This window comes from Methylobacterium persicinum, from assembly GCF_022179525.1.
GTDB lineage: Bacteria > Pseudomonadota > Alphaproteobacteria > Rhizobiales > Beijerinckiaceae > Methylobacterium > Methylobacterium persicinum.
The window spans coordinates 86671-106520 of the sequence record NZ_BPQX01000026.1 but is presented as its reverse complement, the minus strand read 5'-3'; the positions used below and the strand labels follow the sequence as shown (position 1 = coordinate 106520).

Genomic DNA, 19850 nt, shown 5'->3' with positions numbered 1-19850 from the left:
GTGCGTGAGTGCCGAACCCGTGCGTGCGAGGCGTTTGGATGGCGACCGAGAAGAAGCTGAAGGACCCGGCCGAGGCCGCGCTCTCAGCCATCGAGCAGGCCCTGAGCCTCGACGCCCTGATGCGCGACGGCGGCGCACGCCCGGAGCCCCGGCTTCCGGATGTCGGCGACGCCGAGCCGCTCCTCGAGGGCGGCCGTGAATCGGGCGGTCGCGACGTGGGCGGGCGCCTGCCCCCTCCCCGCCTCGACATCGACCGGCCGCCGGCCGGTGCCGTGCCGCTGACGCAGGACCCGCCGCTCACCTCCGACCTGCCGCCGCCGGATCTCGACCGGCCCCGCCGGGAGGGCGGCCTGCTGCCGCCGGACCGCTCGCTGGTGGCCAACGACGACCGGCGCAACATCGGCATCCTGCAGCAGACGCTGCGGGTCCGGCCATCGCGGAAGCCGTACATCGCGGCGGTGGCCGTCGGCCTCGCCTGGATCGGGGGGCTCGGCGCCATCGCCTGGACGCAGTCGGGCGGCGACCTCGCGGGCTTCGCCACCGGCCTTCCGCCGCTCCAGGCCATGGGTGCGGTGTCGGCCCTCCTCGGGCCGGTGATCCTGTTCGTCGTGGCGGCGATGCTCGCCGTCCGCGCCCAGGAGATGCGCCTCGTCGCCCGGGCGGTGGGCGAGGTCGCGGTGCGGCTCGCGGAGCCGGAGAGCTTCTCCACCGACGCGGTCCTGACCATGTCGCAGACCGTACGCCGGGAGGTGGCGGCGGTGGGCGACGGCGTGGAGCGCGCCCTTGCCCGGGCAGGCGAGCTGGAGACCCTTGTCCGGGGCGAGATCGCCACCCTGGAGCGGGCCTATTCCGACAACGAGATCCGCATCCGCTCCCTGGTCGATGAACTCGTCGCCCAGCGGGAGGCCATCGTCACCAATGCGGAGCGGGTGCGTGGGGCCATCGCCGGCTCGCACCAGAACATCAGCCAGGAACTCGACGGGGCGGCGCAACGGATCGTGGCGGCCCTCGACGGGGCGGGCGAGCGCGTCACCGGGGCGCTGGACGCCCGCAGTGCCGCCATCACCAACTCCCTCGGCGAGGTGGGCGAGCGCGTCACCGGCCTGATGAGCGAGCGCGGGGACGCGCTGATCGAGCGCCTGTCGAGCACCGGCACGGGCGTCCGCGAGAGCCTGGAGGGCGTCGGGGCCGAACTGGTCCGCACCTTCGAGGCCCGGACGGCGGACCTGACCGGCTCCTTCGAGCAGACCGGGCACGCCCTCACCGGGCGGCTCGCCGAGAGCGCGGGCCGCGTCGCCGAAACCCTGGCCGAGACCGGCGCCGCCGTCGGCGCCTCCATCGAGCGGCAGGGTGAAGCCGTGCGGGAGAGCTTCGAGCGCTCCGCCATCGGGCTTGAGAACGCCTTCCTCGTCCGCGGCAACGAGCTGACCGAGCGTTTCGCCGCCACGGGCGCCGAGATCACCGGGCGCTTCTCCGATGTCGGCGTCGCGTTCGCGGAGGACCTGTCCGGCCGGGGCACGGCCCTGCGCACCGAGATCGAGACCGTCGGGCGGGACATCGCCGGCGCCATCGCGCAGAGCGGCCGGTCCGCGCTGGACACCCTCGCCCAGGCGGCGGACGGGGCCGCGACGGTTCTCGCCGCCAGGGCCGAGACGGTGCGCGACGATATCCTCGGCGCCGCCGAGCGGGTCGGCGAGGCCGTCAGCGGCCGCGGCGGCGAGCTGGCCGACCGGATGGAGGGCATCGTCACGCGGCTGCACGAGACCATCGCCGTGGAAGGCGCTGGCCTGGAAAGCCGCATCGACGGAGCGGCCCAGCGGGCCGGCGGCCTCATGGCCGACCGTTCCCGGGAGGTCGCGGAGGGCCTGGAAGCGGCCTTCGCGGCCCTGGGCCGGGGCTTCGAGGCCGGCGCGGGCGACGCCGTGCGCAGCCTGCGGGGTTCGGTGGAGCACCTGTCGGGCGAGATCGACGGCCGGGCGAGCGAGGCCGCCGAGGCCATCCGCGCCGCCGCGGCGACGGCGGGCGAGGTGGCGCAGACGCAGGTCGCCGAGGCCGCCGCCCGCCTCACGGACAGTCTCGCGACGCTCCGCACCGCCTCGGCCGAGGTGTCGGGCGCCATCGAGGCGGAATCCGCCATCCTCCTGACCCGCTTCCGCGAGGCCGCCGACCGGGCGGGCGAGGAACTCGGCACCCGCGGCGCCACCGCCGTCGCCGCCCTGCGCACCGCCCTGGAAGGGCTCGAGACGGAACTCGCTGCCCGCACCGACGCCACGACCGGCGCCCTGGAGCGCGCCGCCGCGCAGGTCGCCGCCGACCTGTCGGGCCGGCTCGGGGAGATCGAGGCGACCTTCGGCGCCCACGGGCGCGAGGTGGCCGACCTGCTCTCCACCCATGCGGAGGAAACCCACGCCCGCATCGCCGGCACCGGCCGCGACATCGTGCTGGCCGTCGCCAACCAGGGTGCGCGCCTCGCCGACACCCTCGGCCGCACCGGGGACGCCTTCGCCGAGACCGCCGATGGCCGGGTCAAGGTCATCGACGAGGTGCTGGGCAGCCGCCTCGCCGCCCTGCAGGAGACCATCGCCCGCGGCGACATCCTCGCGGACCGGATCGGCCGGGACACCGCCGTCCTCGGCGAGACCGTGGGCGCGCAGCTGGACGAGGTCACCCGTCTCATCGCCGACCGCGGCCAGGCCGTGGCCGAGACCATCGCCGGCCAGGCCCGCGAGGCCGGGACCCTGATCGAAACCCATCTCGGGACCCTGGAGGAGCGGTCCGCCAAGCGCACCGCCGAGGTGGCTCAGGCCGTCGCCGCCCTGGTCGGGCAGGTGGACGGGCAGCTCGGCACCCATGCCGCTGCCCTGGATGAATCCCTCTCCAGTCGCACCGCCGCCCTCACCGCAGCCCTGGGCACCCATGCCGCGGCCCTGGACGAGTCCCTCTCCAGCCGCACCATCGCCCTCACCGAGGTGCTGGGCGCCCGCACCACCGCCCTCGACGAAACCCTCGCCGCCCGGGCCGGGGACCTCGCCCGGATGGTGGACGCGCACCTCGACGGGGCCACCCGCGACTTCGAGACCAAGTCCGCCGGCTTCGGCGCCGAGGTCGAGCGGCGGACGGCCGAGATCGCCCGCGCCCTCGAATCCGGCGCCGAGCGGTTCGACGGCACGGTGCTCCGCCGGCTGGAAGAGATCGGCGCGACCCTGGAGGAGCGCGCCCGGCTCGTGGACGAGAGCTTCGGCTCGCAGGCCTTCGAGGCGATCCGCCTGATCGAGGCGCGCACCCGCGCCGTGGACGGCGAGCTGACCCAGCGCACCCGGGACCTCGTGGGGGCGATCGAGAGCCGCACCGGTGGGCTCGATGCCGCCATGGGCGAGCACGTCACCGCCCTGACGGGGGCCGTCGAGGCCCGCACCCGGGCCCTGGAAACTGCCCTGGCCGAGCGCGGGGCGGAGATCGCCCGCCTCGTGGACGAGCGGGCGGGCGCCGCCGACGCCGCCCTGTCGGCCCGCACCGAGGAGGTGCGCAACGCCTTTGTCGAGCGCTCCGACCTGCTCGGCCGCCTGATCGACGAACGCACCCAAGCCATGTCGCAGGAGCTGGACGAGAAGGGCCGGGCGGTGTTCGGCGTGATCGGAGCCCGCATCACCGAACTGGCCCGCCTGTTCGACAGCGGCAGCACCTCCCTGGCTCAGCTCATCGACAATCGCGGCGAGGGCGTCCTCGCCAAGCTGCAGCAGACCATCGCCGATGCCGAGCGGATGCTCGAAGAGGGCGAAGGCCGCCTCGGTCATACCCTTGCGAGCCGCACGGGCGACATCAGCGGCCTGCTGGACGAGGGCGTGCGCACCGTCCACGACCTGCTGGACGACCGGACCAACCAGATCCGCACGATGCTGGATGGGCATGCCCAGACCCTGGTCGAGACCCTCGACGCCAGGACCGGTCCCCTCAGCGAGGCCCTGGACGGCCGCGGGCGGGCGCTGGTGGAGACCCTGGAAGGGACCCTCGGCGCCGCCGCCGGCGCCCTGGAGACGCGGACGGATGCCCTTGGCAGCCTGTTCGACGCCCGGCTTGGACGCCTGGAGGAACTGGTCGATGGCCGGGGCAACCGGCTGGCCGAGACCCTCAACGCCCGCGCTGAGGGGCTGCGCACCCTGTTCGATGAGGCCCAGCGCACCCTCGACGCCGCCGTCGAGGGCGGGAGCGGCCGTTTCGCCGCCTCGGTGGATACCCGCCTTCAGACCCTCCGGACCCTCCTGGAGGAGGCTCCTGCGGCGGTGGCGGCCCTGGTGGAATCCCGCGAGCGCCAGCTTGCCGCCACCCTGGACGTCCGCACCCAGCGCCTGCGCACCCTGTTCGAGGAGGCGCAGGACGGCCTGCGCGACCTCGTGGAGACCCGCGGCGGGGACATCGCCCTGGCGATCGCCCACCAGACCGACGAACTGCGCAGCGTCCTCGACACGGCGCCGGCCGGCGTCGCCCAGCTGTTCGACGCCCGCCTCGCCTCCCTGCAGACCACGTTCGACCAGGCCCGCTCGGCCATCGACGGACTCCTCGACGACCGCAGCCGCGGCCTGATCGAGGCGGCCGACAGCCGGGCCACGGCGCTCACCGAGGTGTTCGAGACGCGCCTGCGGGAACTCGACGGCGTGGTCGAGGGTCGCACCCAGGATCTCACCCGCGAGGTCGATGCCCGGGCGGATGCCTTCACCCAGCGGATCGACCACCGCATCCAGCGCTTCGCGAACCTCGTCGGCCAGCGGGCCGATGCCCTCGCCACGGCCTTCGACGAGCGCCACGACGCCTTCGCCGGCCTGATCGACGAGCGTACCGCCGGCCTCGGCGCGGCCCTCGACGAGCGGGCGCGGGCCCATGCCGCGCAGGTCGAAACCCATACCGCGGCCCTCGCCGCGACCCTGGCCGCCCGGGAGGCGGCCCTGGCCGGCCTCATCGACGAGCGGGCAGAAGCGATGGGCATCGGCTTCGAGCGCCGGGCCAAGGCCCTGGGCTCCCTGGTGGATGCCCGCGGCGAGGCCCTGGCCCGCCGGCTGGCCGAGAGCGCCGAGACCCTCGTCCGGGCCATCGAGGAGCGGGGCGGCGCCCTGCTCGACAGCCTCAATGCCAGCGGCCACACGGTGGGCACGGAGCTCGAAGGCCATGTCGAGCGGTTCCGCGCCGCCGTGGACGGCCCGATGCGCGATCTCGCCGACGCCCTGTCCGACCGGGCGGGGACCATCGAGCGGGTGCTCGCCGAGACCGGCCTGCCCCTGGCCGAGACCCTGCGCACCAACACCGAGCGCCTCGCCGTCCAGACCCGCGCCTCCGCGGACATCCTCCGGGCGGCGGTGGACGAAGGGGCGGCCCGTACCCTGGCCGACCTCGCCGACACCAACGACCGGCTGACCCGGGAGCTCGGCGGGATCATCGTCCGCGTCGAGAGCGCCAACGCCGCCCTGTCCGGCCTCGTGGCCGGGGCCGATTCCAACCTCGGTTCCATCGAGCGGAACCTGTCGGACCGGCTGTCGCAGATCCGCTCGGAACTGGAGCGGGTCGCGGCGGAGACGGGCCGGGCCGGGGCCGACGTATCGACCCAGGTCGCAGCCCTGCGCGATGCCTCGGAAGGCGCCCTGCGGGAGGCCACCGGCCTCGCCCAAAGCCTCGACGGGGCCGCGAACTCCCTGGGCGCCGTCGAGACGCGGCTGTCCACCGCCCTCGCCGACCGCGAGCGCGCCCTCGCGGCGGCGCTGGCGGAATTCGAGACGCGCGCCGAGACCCTCGAGTCCCGGGGCGCGGCCTTCGCCGGCCAGATCGACAAGGTGCTGCGGGATGCGGAAAACCGGGCGCGCAGCCTGGGTGACGCGCTCTCCCGCTCCGCCGAAGGAGCCGGCGCGCAGGTGTCCAACGCCTTCGCGAGCCTGAAGGAGGATGCCGGCGCCGAGGCCGAGAAGGCCGCCACGGGCGTACGCGAAGCCCTCGACGCCGCCTCCCGCGAGATGCGCGAAGGGCTGGAAGAAGCCCAGACCCGGCTCGGCGAGTCCGTCGCCGGCCTGCGCGAGATGGCGACTGCGATCCGCACCGAACTCGATGCCACCCGGGCGGACCTCGCCCGCGGCGTCCTCGAGCTGCCGCGGGAAACCCAGGATGCGGCCGGGGAGATGCGCCGGGTCGTGGCCGACCAGATCAAGGCGTTGAACGAACTGTCCTCCCTGGTGGCCAAGACCGGCCGAGCTGTGGACGTCTCCCAGCCCGTCTCCCAGCTTCAGCGCCGGGTGGCGGAGGGCGGCGGCTCCCGGACGATCGCCGCGGCCCCGCAGGCGGCGGCCCCCGCCCCCGCCCCCGCCCCCGCCCCTGCCCCCGCTCCGGCCACCCCCGCGGCGGCACCGGCTCCCGCCGCGCCGGCCCGGACCGCGACCGCCCCCGCTCCGGCGCCGGTGCGGAACGAAGTCCGGAACGAGGCGCGCAGCGAAACCCGCAGCGAGATCCGTCCCGCCACGACGCGTCCGGCCGCCCAGGCGGCCACTCCGGGGGCGGCCAGCGCCAACAAGAAGGGCTGGCTCTCCGATCTCCTCACCCGGGCCTCGCTCGACGACGACGAGGACGAGGGCGCGCAGACGCCCGCCGCCGCGGCCCCCCCGGCCTCGGCTCCCTCCGCTCCGCCCGCGGCCCGGTCCGCCAAGGCCGCGGCCGAGACCGGCCGGATCGCCCTCGACACGATCTCCACCGACATCGCCAAGATGATCGAGCACCGGACGGCGGTCGATCTGTGGGAGCGGTACCGCCGGGGTGAGCCGAACCTCTTCACGCCGCGGATCTACACGGCGCAGGGGCAGGCGACCTTCACCGAGATCCAGCGGCGGTACCGCTCGGATCAGGAGTTCCGCCGGAGCGTCGACCGTTACGTCAGCGAGTTCGAGCGCCTGCTGGGCGACGTGGTCAAGAACGACCCCGACGCCAAGCGGACCGACGCCTATCTCACCTCGGAGACGGGCAAGGTCTACACGATGCTCGCCCATGCGAGCGGGCGGTTCGAGGGGGCGTGAGGGGCGCTCTCGCCTCTGGGCCCGCGGCGTCGCGGGTGCCGGAGGCGCGGTCGAGGGTGGCCGTCGGGGGCCGGTGCCCCGCTACAGCAGGCCGAGGGACGCCAGTTCCCGGCGCAGGGTCTCCGGCATGTCGGCGACGTCGTCGGCTTGGCCCTCGCCGAGATCGGCGGGGGCATCCGCGGCGGTGAGGTAGCGCCAGCCCTGGAACGGCCTGCAGGGGCGGGGCACCACGGGCACGAGGGAATCGGCCAGGACGATCCGGCACCGGGGAATGCCGTCCTCGCCGGTCAGGGGCTCCAGGGCGAGGATCGCCTGCCGGCAGCACAGGCTGCCGCGGATCACCCAGTAGATCGACCCCTTCCCCGCGATGTCCCGGTGCCGCTTCGGCAGGGTCCGCGTGACGTGGACGGGGTGGGCGGCCTGCCCGTCCTGCAGGGCGCGGGCGCGATGCCCGGCCTGCCGCGCGGCGAGATCGGCGATGGAGGCGGGGCCGACGCTGAGCTTGATGAGATGCAGGGCCACGGGATGCCGGGAGGGAGCGGGATGTCGGCTCCCTATACCGGCAGTACACGCCTCACGCGAACAGGGCGAGGCGCTCCTCGGCGGGCAGGGCGTCGAGCGCCGACAGGGACATCGGCTCGGCGTCGGGGATGACGAACTCGAATAGGGAGTCGGCGGACGAGGCGGTCATGGCCTGCGCGAACCCGGCTCCGGCCGGGCCGGCTTTCGTCTCCTCGGGATCGGCCGGGGCCTCGACCGCGAGGTCGGCCACCGGTTCGAGGGTGAGGTCGAACGAGAGGTCGGCCGCCGGTTCGATGGCGGCGGCCTCCGCCTCGCCCGGCGCTTCCTCCGACCAGAGCGGCGCGGGGGGCAGGTCGGCGGGCCCGGCCGTCTCCGGACGGGGCGAGACCGGCACGAACACGATGTCCTCGTGCAGGGCGGGGCTGCCCGGCTGGGCGGCGATCGCCGCCGCGGTGACCGCGGGCACGGTCATGGCGATGTAGCGGTCCACGTCGATCTGGCAGAGGTCTTCCTCGACGGGGGCGGTCTCGTGCTTGGTCTCCGGCGGGGGCGGGATCCGGGCGAGCTCGTCCCCCCAGATCGCCATCATCGACGTGATCCGGTCCTCCAGGTAGCGCAGGGTGTAGATGATCCGGGCGGTGCGCTGGGCGGTGAGGTCCTGGAACGAGCAGGCGGTGTAGATCGCCGTGGCATGGCGATCGAGGGCCTCGCAGGTTTCCGCTTCGACGTTCCGCTCACGCAGGGTCCAGGCCGCCTCCTGCACCGCCTCGGCGGCGCCGAGGATGTCGGAGGTGGCCTGCTCGGTCGCCCGGATGATGGCGTCGAGGGCCTGCGAGGCCGTGGCCAGCCGGGTCTGGTCGGCGCCGGGAATGCTGATCGCCGTGATCTCGGCCTTGGTCCGGCTGATGGCCTCGGCCATCTCCAGGAGGTCGCCCCGCAGGGTGCCGACGGCATCCACGGACCGGTCCGCCGTCACCACCCGCTCCAGGCGCTCGACGGCGGACAGGACGGACTGGATTTCCGTCGCCCGGGCGCGGCGGGCGTGTTCGGCGAGGAATTGCTGCCCGCGCTCGGTCCCGCCGATCGTCGCCTCGATCGCGGCGTATTCGGCCGCATCGATCGCGTGGAGACTGGGCATACCGGACATCGACAGCGCTTCCGATAGGGGAGCGCCCGGCGAGGTGACGACCCCGCGCCCGGCGCGTCCCGGGATCGAACGAGAGTGACACGGGTCGTTTAACGGGCGCCTAATTTGACGAGTGCGAGTTCGTCGAATTCCGGTTCATCGGGGCGAAAACGAGCCGAAGACCGGGCTTCCGTTCCGGTCTCGTACGTCATCACGCGCGCGAGATCTGTGGAGGCATTGATCTCATCCATCGATTTTCGCGCTCGCGTCGTGGCGCGACCGATTTGAATCGTTCGCTTATGCGGGCTCCGACGGCCTTGAGGTCGCCGCCGGGGCGAAGGTTCCGACGGTCGTCCCGGTCAGAACCTCACGCGGGCGTCGGCGATGAAGGTTCGCCCTGGGAAGGGATGGAAAAGGAAGTACTTCTCGTTGCCGATGTTGTCGACACCGACGCTGATCGCGACGCGGTCGTCGATATTGTACTGCATGCGCGTGTCGACAACGAAGAAGCTGTCGAAGGCGCCGAAGACGTGCGACACGACGTCGGTATTGTCCAAGGTCGAGTACTGCTTGCCGCTGTAGCGCGCCGCCACCGTCCACGACCAGTTCGGGTCGATGTGGTAGGTCGCCACCACCGTCGCCCGCCAATCGGGGACATAGGGCACGCGCTTGCCCCGGGCCGTGGTGCCAGTGGTGCTGGCGAACGCCGTATCCTTCAGGATGCGGGAATCGACGTAGGTGATGCTGCCGGTCAGGTCGAGCCGATCGATCAGGACGCCGTTGCGCCCGGCCTCGACCTCGACGCCGCGGTTGCGGATCGCATCGACGTTGGTGGTGAAAGTCGTGGGAACCGTGCCGGTGACGAAGTTCGTCTGCGAGATCAGCGCGTCGTAGGTGTTCTCCTGGAAGAACGACACCCGCAGATGGTTGGTGTCCCACCGACGTTCGACCGCCAGCTCGCCACTATAATCGTGCTCGGGCCGCAGGTTCGGGTTCGGATTGGTGAAGATCGGGCCGGTTTGCACCAGCTGGTAGAGCTCGGTCACCGTCGGGAAGCGGTAGGATTCGCCGAAGGACGCCTTCACGGCCCAGCCCGGCTCGGGCACCCAGGCCAGGGTCGCCTTCGGAGAGACGTGCGTCGCCGACAGGTTCGGCTGCCGGATCTGGGTGGTCGAGGTCACCGCGCCGGTGGCGTTGTTGGCCGTCGTGGTCAGGTTGAAGCCGTCGGTCGCCTGCCAGCTCTCAAGGCGCGCGCCCGTCGTCAGCGTCCAGGCCGGGGCGAAGTGCCAGGCATCCTGCACCCACAAGGCGCCTGTCTCGGTGGTGCCGCGGCTGTTGGTGTACTCGGTCGGCAACTGGTTCGACCGGTCGAGCCAGTTGGAGGTGCCGTAGGTCGGGTTGTCGAGGCGGTACTGGTCCCCGTGGGCGCCGAAACTGATCTCGTGCGGTCCCTCGATCCCGAAGGGCCGCCAGATGCCCCGCAGGTCGATATTGGTCCAGTTGGTCCCGTCGTAGCGCAGCACCTTGCCGAACGGGGTGAAGCCGTAGCCCGGCGTGACCCCGTAGGGGTTCCGCTGCGCGTCGGTGAGGAAGTAGTAGTTCGAGGCCACCACCTCCCAGTCGAATTCGCCGTGCGTGTCCGTCTTCAGCGACAGGGCGTTGGCCATGTGCTGCTCGTCCAGGGTGTAGCGGTTCTGGGCGAAGGACGAGACGTTCCCGAAGGTCGGCACGCCGGCCGCGTTGGTCAGGTAGCTCTGGACCGAGGAATTGGCCGTGTTCGACCAGTAGCCGAACGTGTAGGTCGCCGTCAGCCACGGGGTGATGTCGAAGGCGAGCTTGAGCTTGGCGTTGGCCTGCTCGGAGTGCAGCAGCCCCCCCGCGCCGACCACGTTGGCGACCTGCCCGATCTTATTGAGCGCCGGGATGGTGCCGAGGGTGCCCGCCGGGGCGCTCCCGTTGGTCACGAAGGTGAGCGGCTGGGTGAAGGTATTGAGGTAGTCGGCGCTCAGGAACCAGGAGAAGTCCTCGATCCGGTCGCCGAAGGTGGCGCTGGTCTTGTTCGTCCCGTAGCTGCCGTCGGTGCGGTAGTACTGGGAGGTCTGCAGGGCCCCGGTCTGCTTGAGCGTCGCCTCGAAATGGTCCGGCATCCGGGTGATGATCTGCAGGACGCCGCCAATGGAATTGCCCGGGAAGGCGGCCGAGTACGGCCCGTAGAGGAAGTCGATGCGCTTGATCTCCTCGGGCGCGACGATACCCCAGCGCGGCGCGCCGATGGTGTTGTTGTTGGCGATGAGCGCCGAGATCAGCACGTCGTCGGCGTAGACGAGGCTGCGGGCGCTCGAATTCACGCCCCAAGTCCGCGTCTCGATGACCGGCTGGGTGTCGCCCTCGTTCCGTTTCCGGACGAACAGGCTCGGAAAGTATTTGAGGGCGTCCTCGGTATCGACGACGTTGACGGTTTCGTCGATCTGCTCGCGGGTGACGCTGGCGCTGGTCTGCGGCAGCTGGAACCGGCGCACGATCGGCGGAGCGCCCGGATCGGAGGGCACGATGCTGGTCGAGACCGGCGCCTGCGGGGCGAGGGGCGGCGGGGAGGCCGGGCCGGCCCCTTGGCTGGTGACCGACAACTCCTCAAGGGTGACGGCGCCGCCTTCGGCGAGACCGGCTGCCGTCATGGGTGGAGCCACGAGGCATGCGGCGGCCAGCGCCCATGCGCTGCCGCGGGGAAGGTGGTGGGACATGATGAAACCCTATCGGCTGATCGGCGGGGCGGCGTGCGATCAGGCGACGGGGGGACCTCGGGCGCTGTGGGCGTGAGTCGGCGGTCCGGTCTTGTCGCGGTCGGCCTCGGGCCGCCAAGCGACCCGGGAGACCTGCGAGAACGGCCATTGGAACGATGGCAGAGAGAGGGGCGGCGGCGCGAGGGTGCCGACATTCATGGCCATGCAGCAGGCATGGCATTGCGCGTCCGCTTGGTCGTGCGCGGGTGAGCCCGTGGCGTGGTCCGCGCAGAGGACTTCGGTCCCGTCCGGAAACACGGAGGGTGAGGCGAAGGCCAGGAATGCTTGGAGCAATAGCGCGTAAACCGCGATCACACCGATGATCGCGCGGCACCGAACCTGTCGGGATGGCCGCCCACGCATGGGAAACTGGTAGAAGCGCAAACCTTCGAGCGTCAATGAGCGGGCGAAGCCGGCCGGTCGGACAATCCGCGAATTTCCGGCCGGCTGCCCCCGAAGCCACACCGAACGGCGCGTCGCGTTGGAGGCGTGCGTGGGGTTTCCGGGACACCGACAAAAATTCGTACTCGCCATTTGCGACGCTGGGTTTAGACGGGGGGCTGACGACGCGATGCGTTCCCCTCAGCCCCGCAAACCGTTCCGTGCCCTCGTCCCCCGGCGCGCTGCGCCTGTCGCTGCTCTACGCCGTCGTCTTCACCGAGATCGGCATCGCCATGCCGTTCATGCCGGTCTGGCTCGCGGCCCTGGGCCTCGATGCCGGGGTGATCGGCCTGTTGCTGGCCCTGCCTATCGCCACGCGGATCGTCGCCACGGCGCCGCTGATGGCGCTGATCGACCGCGGCGTCGGGGCGAGGCGGCTCATCGTGGCCGGCAGCTTCGGCGTGGCGGCGACCTACGCCGTCATGGCTCCCGCGGCCCCGGCGCTGGGCTGGCCCGCCCTCGCCGTGCTCACGGTGCTGAACGCGGTGGCGGCGGCGCCGCTCGTCCCCTCCATCGACTACCTCACCCTGGCGGCTGCGCGCCGGGATCGCCGCCTCTCCTACGCCCGGATCCGGATGGCGGGCTCCGTGGCCTTCCTCTTCGCCAACCTCGCCGGCGGGGCCCTGCTCGCGGCCCTCGGCGGACGGCTCGCAGTGCCCCTCCTCCTGACCGGCCTCGCCCTCCTGGCCGGCCTCACCGCACGGCGTGACAGGACCCCCGCCGATCCCTCCCGGCGGGCGGAAGCCGGGCCCTCCCCGCCCCTGCCCCGCCGCCTGTGGCTGTGCATCGCCGCCGCGGCGGCGATCCAGGCGAGCCATGCGGCGGTCTACGGCTTCGGCAGCATCCACTGGTCGGCAGGTGGACTCGCGCCGACCACCATCGGCGCCCTGTGGGCCACGGGGGTTCTGGGGGAGATCGCCACCTTCGCGGTCGCCCCCCGCCTCCCGGCGCGGTGGCGCGGCCCGGTGCCGCTCCTCGCCGCCGGCGCGACCGCGGCGATCCTCCGGGCGGTCGGGCTGTTCCTCGCCGACGACACGCTGGCGCTGCTGGTGCCGCTCCAGGCCCTGCACGGGTTGACCTTCGGCGCGACGCAACTCGGGGCGATGGAGGCGGTCTCGACCCTGGGCCCCGAGGGCGCCCGGGGCCGGGCCCAGGGCCTCCTGTCGGCGGTCAATGCCGGCGTCTCCGTCGCGGCGACGCTGGCGAGCGGGTTGATCTACCGGGAGGCGGGCGGCGCCGTCTTCCTCGCCATGGCGCCCCTGGCCGCCTGCGGCCTCGCCCTGGCGCTGGTGGCGGCGCGGCGGTGAGCGTCCGGTGACGACGTGAGAGAAATCCTCAACCCTAATCTCGTCATAACCGCCGTGCAGGATTGGTTCGCGCGCGCTGTGTCCATCCGCACGGACGGTCCAGCTTGCGCAACGGCTTGTTGCGCTCGCCGACGCCCGGAACGGCGACCAGCCCGGCAGAGGCGCCTTTGAAGGAGACCCGCTCGTGCTGACCGAAGGGCTTGCGCCCGGCACGGCATCGCTGACGGAGGCGGCCGACGGGCGCATGCGCCTCGCCGGACGATGGACCGCCGATCAGGCGCCGGCCGTAGAGGCCGCGGCCGCCCGGATCGCCGCGGCGGGTTCCGCACGCCTCGTCGTCGACCTCGCGGAGGTCGAGCGGCTCGACACCCTCGGCGCCTGGGTCCTGGAGCGGACCCGCGGCGAGGTCGAGGCGGCGGGAGGGACGCTCGCCTATCTCGGGGCGCGGACGGAGCACCGCACCCTCCTCGGCGAGGTGGCGATCCGCGGGGAGGTGCCACCCCCTGCCCGGCGCCTCGCCCTCCCCATCGCCGTCCTCGACGGGCTCGGCCGGCAGACCGCGCGGGGCGGACGGGAGATCGCCACCGGGGTGGGATTCCTCGGGGAGGTCGTGGCCGCCTGCGGCCGGGTCGCCCTGCGGCCGGGGAGTTTCCGCGGGACCGCCCTCGTCAACCAAGTGCAGCAGATGGCGCTCAACGGCGCGCCGATCATCATCCTGATCTCGTTCCTCGTGGGCGGGATCGTGGCGCAGCAGGGCATCTTCCAGTTGCAGCGCTTCGGCGCGCAGACCTTCGTGGTGAACCTGATCGGCCTGCTGATCCTGCGCGAGCTCGGCGTGCTGCTTACGGCGATTATGGTGGCGGGTCGCTCCGGCTCGGCGATCACCGCCGAGATCGGCTCCATGCGCATGCGGGAGGAGGTCGATGCCCTGCGGGTCATGGGCCTGGACGCCACCGAGATCCTGATCGTCCCGCGCATCCTCGCCCTGATGGTCAGCCTGCCGATGCTGACCCTCATCGGCGACCTCGCGGCGCTCGCCGGCGGCGGGCTGACGGCGATGCTCTACGGGGGGCTGACCCTCGACCAGTTCCTGGCCCGCCTCCAGGCGGCGGTGGGGGTGCACCATGTGACGGTGGGGCTGATCAAGGCGCCGTTCATGGCGCTCACCATCGGGCTCATCGCCACCATCGAGGGCTTCGCGGTGGAGGGTTCGGCCGAATCCCTCGGCCGCCGCGTCACCGCCTCGGTCGTGAAATCCATCTTCATGGTCATCGTCCTCGATGGCCTGTTCGCGGTGTTCTTCGCCGCCATCGACTTTTGAGCCCCATGCGGTTGATCTCACTCATTCCGTCATATCGCGCGCAGCGAAGCGACCCAGGTCAGCGGGCCGTGTCCGGGCGTGGCGCATCCCTGGGTCGCTTCGCTGCGCTCGCAAAGACGGGGGCTGGCCGGTGAGTGAGTCCCAAGAAGACATCATCCGCGTCCGCGACCTCGTCGTGGGTTTTCGCGACAAGACCATCCTCAAGGGGCTGAACCTCGACATCCGCCGGGGGGAGATCCTGGGCTTCGTCGGCCCCTCGGGGCAGGGCAAGTCGGTGCTGACCCGCACGATCCTCGGCCTCGTGCCCAAGCGCTCCGGCACGATCGAGGTGTTCGGCCGGGACATCGACGGCCTGACCTATGCCGAGCGGCGGCGCATGGAGACCCGCTGGGGCGTGCTGTTCCAGCAGGGCGCCCTGTTCTCCGCGCTCACGGTGAAGCAGAACATCCAGGTGCCCATGCGCGAGCACCTGAAGCTCTCCGGCCGCCTGCTCGACGAGTTCGCGCGGCTGAAGATCGAGATGGTCGGCCTGAAGCCGGACGCCGCCGACAAATTGCCCTCCGAACTGTCGGGGGGCATGATCAAGCGGGCGGCGCTTGCCCGCTCCCTGGCGCTCGACCCGGAGATCCTGTTCCTCGACGAGCCGACCTCGGGCCTCGACCCGATCGGCGCGGGGGAGTTCGACGACCTCGTCTCCACCTTGAAGGAGACGCTGGGGCTGACCGTCTTCATGGTCACCCACGACCTCGACAGCCTCTACACCGCCTGCGACCGCATCGCGGCGCTCGGCGACGGCCAGATCATCGCCGCCGGCACGGTGGAGGAGATGCTGGAGAACCCCCATCCCTGGCTGCGCTCGTATTTTCACGGCAAGCGCGCCCGCGCCGTTTTGGGCGGCCCCGCCGCCGTGACGGCGCACCAGGATCCCCTCGCCGCAGCGACCGGAGGCTGACCTCATGGAAACCCGCGCGAACTATGCCCTGATCGGGGCCTTCACCCTCGCCGTCATCCTCGCCGGATTCGGTTTCGCCCTGTGGCTGGCGGGCGGCTCGTCCCGGCAGGTGAGCGAGACCGTGAGGATCGTGTTCTCCGGCTCCGTCGGCGGCCTGTCCCGGGGGTCGAGCGTGACCTTCAACGGCATCAAGGTCGGCGAGGTCACCGACATCCACCTCGCCCCGCAGGACCCGCGCCGGGTGCTCGCGATGGTCAAGGTCGAGCCCTCGACGCCCCTGAAGGCCGACACCCGGGCCCGGCTCGATTCGGCGATGCTGACCGGCGTCTCGGTGATCGCGCTCACCGGCGGCGACGCCGACGCGCCGCCCCTCAAGCCCGCCGCCAACGGCGAGCCGGCGACGATCTTCGCCCAGACCTCCGACATGCAGGACATGATGGCGCTGGCCCGGCAGGTCGCCCAGCGGGCCGACGAGATGCTGACGCGCCTCGACCGGGTCGTGGCCGGCAACGAGGGTGCGATCAACCGCTCGCTCGCCAACGTCGAGAGCTTCTCGAAGACCCTGGCCGATGCCGGCCCGGCCATCGCCGCCCTCGTCAAGTCGGTGGACGGCAACCGCCTCGGCCGGGTGGTCGACAACGCCGACAAGTTCTCCTCGGCGCTGGCCAGCGCCAGCCCGGACATCGAGGCCGGCCTGCACGATGCCCGCTCCCTCGCGGCCAAGCTCGACGCCTCCGCCGACCGGATCGACGCCGTGCTGAAGGGCGCGGAGGGCTTCCTCGGCTCGGCCTCGGGCAAGGAGGGGTCGAGCACCTTCACCGAGATCCGCGAGGCGGCGATCTCCGTGCGCGACGCCGGCCGGGCCTTCCGCACCATGTCGGAGAACCTCGACAAGCGCACCGCCACCATCACCACGAGCTTCGGCCGGCTCTCGGGCAGCGGCCGGCGGGAGGTCGAGGCCCTGTCCGGCGACGGGCAGCGCACCCTGGGCACCCTCAACCGCACCGTGCGGAGCCTGGAGCGGGATCCCTCGCAGGTGATCTTCGGCGGCAAGCCATCGTTGCCGGAATACAACGGCGGCCGATGAATGATGCCGGCGGCCGGTGATTGTGCTGGGGCGCACTGCAGCGTTTCAGGTACGGCATAGTTTCGCTTGCATGGCTTTTGGCGTCCTGCCGCGCTCCGGCAGGATCTGACAGGTTGTGCGTATGATCCGACCGGTATCCTTGACCGCGACATTGCTGCTCGCCGCCTCCCTCGGCGGTTGCGGCGGTGGCGCGGCTCCGCTGACCTTCGACCTCGCTGCCCTCCCGGCGGGGGGGCGTACCGCCGCGGCGGGACGGGCGATCGTCGTCTCGGAGCCCGTCGGCATCCAGCCCTTCGAGGCGGACCGGATCATCGTCCGCGAGGGCGCGGGCTCCCTGTCCTTCCTCGGCGGCGGCCAGTGGGCGGACAGGCTCCCCCGCCTGATCCAGACCCGCATCATCCAGAGCCTGGAGAATTCCGGCCGCCTCCGTTCGGTGAGCCGGCCCGGCGACAAGATCACTGCCGACTACCAGCTCATCAGCGAGATCCGCGCCTTCGACATCCAGACGGCGACGGGCGAGGCGGTGGTGGACCTGTCCCTCAAGCTCGTGGCCGACGGCACCGGGCGGGTCGCGGCGGCCCGGATCTTCACGGCGCGGGTGCCGGTGGCGGCGGTGGACGCGGCCTCCGGAGCGCGGGCCCTCGATCAGGCCCTCGTCACCGTGCTGGGCGACATCGTGCGCTGGGTGAACACCGGGCGGTAAGTTGCTGCGTAACCTCGTCATTGCGAGCGCAGCGAAGCAATCCAGGGATGCGCATTGCCAGGAAGCGGCCCGCGTCCCTGGGTTGCTTCGCTGCGCTCGCAAGGACGGCGGGGCCGTGGATCGGGGATGAACGCCGGGGTGGCGCTCACTCCATCACGGCGGCCTTCATGATGACGACCATGGTGGCCCGGCCCGGCCCCTCGGTGCAGCGCACGAGGTGCGGCCGGTCGCAGCGGTAGCGGAGCGTCTCGCCCGCCCTGGCCCGCTGGAGCGTGCCGCCGACCTCGACCTCGAACACCCCCTCCGACACCGATAGGGATTCCACCGAGCCGCGCTGGTGGGGGTCGGAATCGAGCACGCCGCCGGGGTCGGCCGTGACCTCGTACCATTGCAGCCACTCGACGGTCTTGATCCAGCCGACGATGGCGAGCCGCACCTTGCCGTCGTCCGAGACGAGGATCGGCGTGTCGGCCCGGGAGGTCTTCTCGATGAAGGGTTCCTCGTCGCTCGCCGCCAGGACCCGCTCGATCGACACGTCGAGGGCCTGGGAGAGGCGCCAGATCGTGGCCAGGGTCGGGTTGGTCTCGTTGCGCTCGATCTGGCTGATGATCGACTTGGCGACGCCCGATTGCTCGGCGAGGTCGGACAAGGACAGGTTGTAGGCCTTGCGCAGACGCTGGATCGTCTTGCCGAGCTGGCCCGACAGGGCCTGCGCTCCCGTCAGCAGGTCCCGTGTCCTGCCGGTCCGTTCCGCCTGATCCCGCATGGCCCTTCCGTCCGGCCGTTCCATTCATCGAACGATCGTACGCTTCTTCAAACGCAAACGGATGACGGGCGCAAGGTTCCGGCGGGGGGCTCTGCACATCCGCGCCTTCCGTCCCGGCGTCGCGGGGCCCGTAGACACGGGATGGGATCGCGATGCGGAGGGCGTCTACGCGCCCTCCTCCCACAGCGCATAGAAATGATGCACCGGGCCGTGGCCCCCGCCGATGGCGAGCCGGTCGGCGGCGCCGAGGGCCGCGGTGAGGTAGTCCTTGGCCGCCGAGACGGCCGCCGGCAGGGGCATCCCCCGGGCGAGGAAGGCCGCGATCGCCGCCGAGAGCGTGCAGCCGGTGCCGTGGGTGTTGCGGGTCGAGACCCGGGGCGCGGAGAGGCGGATCGCCGGGCCCCCGGCCGTGGCGAGATGATCGACGCTCTCGGGGCCGGTCCCGTGGCCGCCCTTCACCAGCACCGCCCGGGCGCCCAGCGCCAGGAGACGGTTCGCCATCCCGGCGCCATCCGCCCCGCCCCCCTCGCCCAGCAGCACCGCCGCCTCGGGCAGGTTGGGGGTGACGAGGTCGACCCGCGGCAGGAGCCGCTCCCGCAGGACCGCCACCGCCTCGTCGGCGATCAGCCGGTCGCCGCTGGTGGCGACCATCACCGGGTCGAGGACGACCGGGATCCCCTGCCCATGCCGGGCGAGCCCGTCGGCCACGGCGTGGATGACGTCCGGCCGCGAGAGCATCCCGATCTTCACGGCCCCGACCCGGAGGTCGGTGAACACGCTGTCGATCTGCCGGGCGACGAATTCCGCCGGCACGTCATGGATGGCCTGGACGCCGCGGGTGTTCTGCGCCGTGAGGGCGGTGATCACGCTGGCGCCGTAGACGCCCAGGGCCGAGAAGGTCTTGAGATCCGCCTGGATCCCCGCCCCGCCGCCGGAATCGGAGCCGGCGATGGTGACTGCGATCACCGTCACCGGGCCGGCCTCCGCCGCTCGAGGGCGGCATCGATGCGGGCGCGCAGGTCCTGGGCGTTCCGGCGCACGGGCTCGGTGCCGAACAGGGCCGAGATCACCGCCACGCCGTCGGCGCCGGCCGCGATGACCGCGGCGGCGTTGTCGGGGCCGATCCCGGCGATGGCGCCCACCGGAAGGCCCGGTCCCCGGGCCAGCCGGGCCCGGAACAGGATGCGCGACAGCCCGTCGAGCCCCACCGGCGGGTCCGGGTTGTCCTTGCTCGTGGTGGCGAAGACCCCGCCGATGCAGGCATAGTCGATGGGCAGCCGGTAGAGTTCGTCCGCCTGGGCGGCGGTCTTTACGGTCAGCCCGATGATCGCATCCGGCCCGAGGAGCCGGCGGGCGTCGGCGGGATGCAGGTCCGATTGGCCGAGATGCACGCCGTCCGCCCCCGCCGCCAGGGCGAGGTCCACCCGGTCGTTGACGAGGAGCGGCACTTGGCCGCCCAGGGCTGACCGGATCGCCCGCAGGCGCTCCACGGTCGCCCGGGCGTCGGCGATGTCCTTCTCCCGGTACTGGAGCAAGGTGCAGCCCCCCGCCGCCGCCTCGACCCCGAGGCGGGCGAGGGTCGCCCCGTCGCCGCCGCTCAGACCGGTATCGAGGAGGCCGTAGAGTCGCAGGTCCACCGACCGCGCCCCGGCCTGCGCCCTGCCCGTCAACCCGCCCGCTTCCATCGTCGCCCTCCGGCCGCCCGCGCCCCGGAGGCGCCGTCGCGGCTCGGCTGTGTGTGGGTGTGGGCGGCCGGATTGGCAAGGAGTCCGGGGGACTTCGGCGCGGGATCGTCCCCCGGC

Annotated in this window: 14 protein-coding genes; 6 read left to right on the top strand and 8 right to left on the bottom strand. The window is 72.3% G+C overall.

The window, feature by feature from the left end:
• Window positions 1-38 precede the first annotated feature (38 nt).
• The gene (locus MFF22_RS11375) at window positions 39-7043 is read left to right on the top strand and encodes an apolipoprotein A-IV repeat region-like domain-containing protein (RefSeq protein ID WP_238249080.1); all 7005 of its coding nucleotides are present in this window, start codon (window positions 39-41) and stop codon (window positions 7041-7043) included.
• Window positions 7044-7124: 81 nt separating this feature from the next.
• Here the strand turns inward: MFF22_RS11375 and MFF22_RS11370 are convergent, their stop codons facing one another.
• The 5 genes from MFF22_RS11370 to MFF22_RS11350 form a co-directional block, all read right to left on the bottom strand.
• Window positions 7125-7565, bottom strand: coding sequence for a DUF1489 family protein (locus MFF22_RS11370; protein ID WP_238249079.1), 441 nt, complete (start codon window positions 7563-7565; stop codon window positions 7125-7127).
• A gap of 52 nt (window positions 7566-7617) precedes the next feature.
• A complete protein-coding gene (locus tag MFF22_RS11365) occupies window positions 7618-8703 on the bottom strand; it encodes a hypothetical protein (protein ID WP_306424674.1) in 1086 nt (361 codons plus the stop codon).
• A 98-nt stretch (window positions 8704-8801) separates the two neighbouring features.
• Window positions 8802-8942 (bottom strand): hypothetical protein, encoded by a 141-nt coding sequence (locus MFF22_RS11360; protein ID WP_238249077.1) that lies wholly within the window; start codon window positions 8940-8942, stop codon window positions 8802-8804.
• Window positions 8943-9050: 108 nt separating this feature from the next.
• A complete protein-coding gene (locus MFF22_RS11355) occupies window positions 9051-11432 on the bottom strand; it encodes a TonB-dependent receptor (protein ID WP_238249076.1) in 2382 nt (793 codons plus the stop codon).
• A gap of 39 nt (window positions 11433-11471) precedes the next feature.
• Window positions 11472-11786 carry a hypothetical protein gene (locus MFF22_RS11350; protein WP_238249075.1) on the bottom strand — a complete coding sequence of 105 codons (315 nt, stop codon included), beginning with the start codon at window positions 11784-11786 and terminating at the stop codon, window positions 11472-11474.
• 287 nt (window positions 11787-12073) lie between these two features.
• Here MFF22_RS11350 and MFF22_RS11345 point away from each other — a divergent pair, with 287 nt between their 5' ends.
• The 5 genes from MFF22_RS11345 to MFF22_RS11325 all read left to right on the top strand — a co-directional run bounded on the left by MFF22_RS11345 (window position 12074) and on the right by MFF22_RS11325 (window position 17282).
• Complete coding sequence (locus tag MFF22_RS11345) at window positions 12074-13219, top strand: MFS transporter (protein ID WP_238249074.1); 1146 nt, start codon at window positions 12074-12076, stop codon at window positions 13217-13219.
• A gap of 244 nt (window positions 13220-13463) precedes the next feature.
• A complete protein-coding gene (locus MFF22_RS11340) occupies window positions 13464-14540 on the top strand; it encodes an ABC transporter permease (protein ID WP_238249161.1) in 1077 nt (358 codons plus the stop codon).
• A 130-nt stretch (window positions 14541-14670) separates the two neighbouring features.
• Complete coding sequence (locus MFF22_RS11335) at window positions 14671-15492, top strand: ABC transporter ATP-binding protein (RefSeq protein WP_238249073.1); 822 nt, start codon at window positions 14671-14673, stop codon at window positions 15490-15492.
• 4 nt (window positions 15493-15496) lie between these two features.
• Window positions 15497-16579 carry an MlaD family protein gene (locus MFF22_RS11330; RefSeq protein WP_238249072.1) on the top strand — a complete coding sequence of 361 codons (1083 nt, stop codon included), beginning with the start codon at window positions 15497-15499 and terminating at the stop codon, window positions 16577-16579.
• Window positions 16580-16700: 121 nt separating this feature from the next.
• On the top strand, window positions 16701-17282 hold the full coding sequence (locus MFF22_RS11325; RefSeq protein WP_238249071.1) for an ABC-type transport auxiliary lipoprotein family protein: 582 nt from the start codon (window positions 16701-16703) through the stop codon (window positions 17280-17282).
• Window positions 17283-17427: 145 nt separating this feature from the next.
• On the opposite strand, the gene MFF22_RS11320 is transcribed toward MFF22_RS11325, so the two are convergent.
• From MFF22_RS11320 to thiE, 3 genes are all read right to left on the bottom strand, one after another.
• Complete coding sequence (locus MFF22_RS11320; RefSeq protein WP_238249070.1) at window positions 17428-18048, bottom strand: helix-turn-helix domain-containing protein; 621 nt, start codon at window positions 18046-18048, stop codon at window positions 17428-17430.
• Window positions 18049-18213: 165 nt separating this feature from the next.
• Window positions 18214-19020 carry a bifunctional hydroxymethylpyrimidine kinase/phosphomethylpyrimidine kinase gene (thiD, locus tag MFF22_RS11315; RefSeq protein WP_238249069.1) on the bottom strand — a complete coding sequence of 269 codons (807 nt, stop codon included), beginning with the start codon at window positions 19018-19020 and terminating at the stop codon, window positions 18214-18216.
• A complete protein-coding gene (gene thiE, locus MFF22_RS11310; protein WP_238249068.1) occupies window positions 19017-19733 on the bottom strand; it encodes a thiamine phosphate synthase in 717 nt (238 codons plus the stop codon). The genes thiD and thiE overlap by 4 nt, the downstream gene beginning before the upstream one ends.
• Window positions 19734-19850: the final 117 nt, after the last annotated feature.

Coding starts and splice junctions, on each gene's coding strand:
- MFF22_RS11375 (WP_238249080.1), top strand. CDS start 39: ATGGCGACCGAGAAGAAGCTGAAGGACCCGGCCGAGGCCGCGCTCTCA.
- MFF22_RS11365 (WP_306424674.1), bottom strand. CDS start 8,703: ATGCCCAGTCTCCACGCGATCGATGCGGCCGAATACGCCGCGATCGAG.
- MFF22_RS11360 (WP_238249077.1), bottom strand. CDS start 8,942: ATGGATGAGATCAATGCCTCCACAGATCTCGCGCGCGTGATGACGTAC.
- MFF22_RS11355 (WP_238249076.1), bottom strand. CDS start 11,432: ATGTCCCACCACCTTCCCCGCGGCAGCGCATGGGCGCTGGCCGCCGCA.
- MFF22_RS11340 (WP_238249161.1), top strand. CDS start 13,464: ATGCGCCTCGCCGGACGATGGACCGCCGATCAGGCGCCGGCCGTAGAG.
- MFF22_RS11330 (WP_238249072.1), top strand. CDS start 15,497: ATGGAAACCCGCGCGAACTATGCCCTGATCGGGGCCTTCACCCTCGCC.
- MFF22_RS11325 (WP_238249071.1), top strand. CDS start 16,701: ATGATCCGACCGGTATCCTTGACCGCGACATTGCTGCTCGCCGCCTCC.
- MFF22_RS11320 (WP_238249070.1), bottom strand. CDS start 18,048: ATGCGGGATCAGGCGGAACGGACCGGCAGGACACGGGACCTGCTGACG.
- thiE (WP_238249068.1), bottom strand. CDS start 19,733: ATGGAAGCGGGCGGGTTGACGGGCAGGGCGCAGGCCGGGGCGCGGTCG.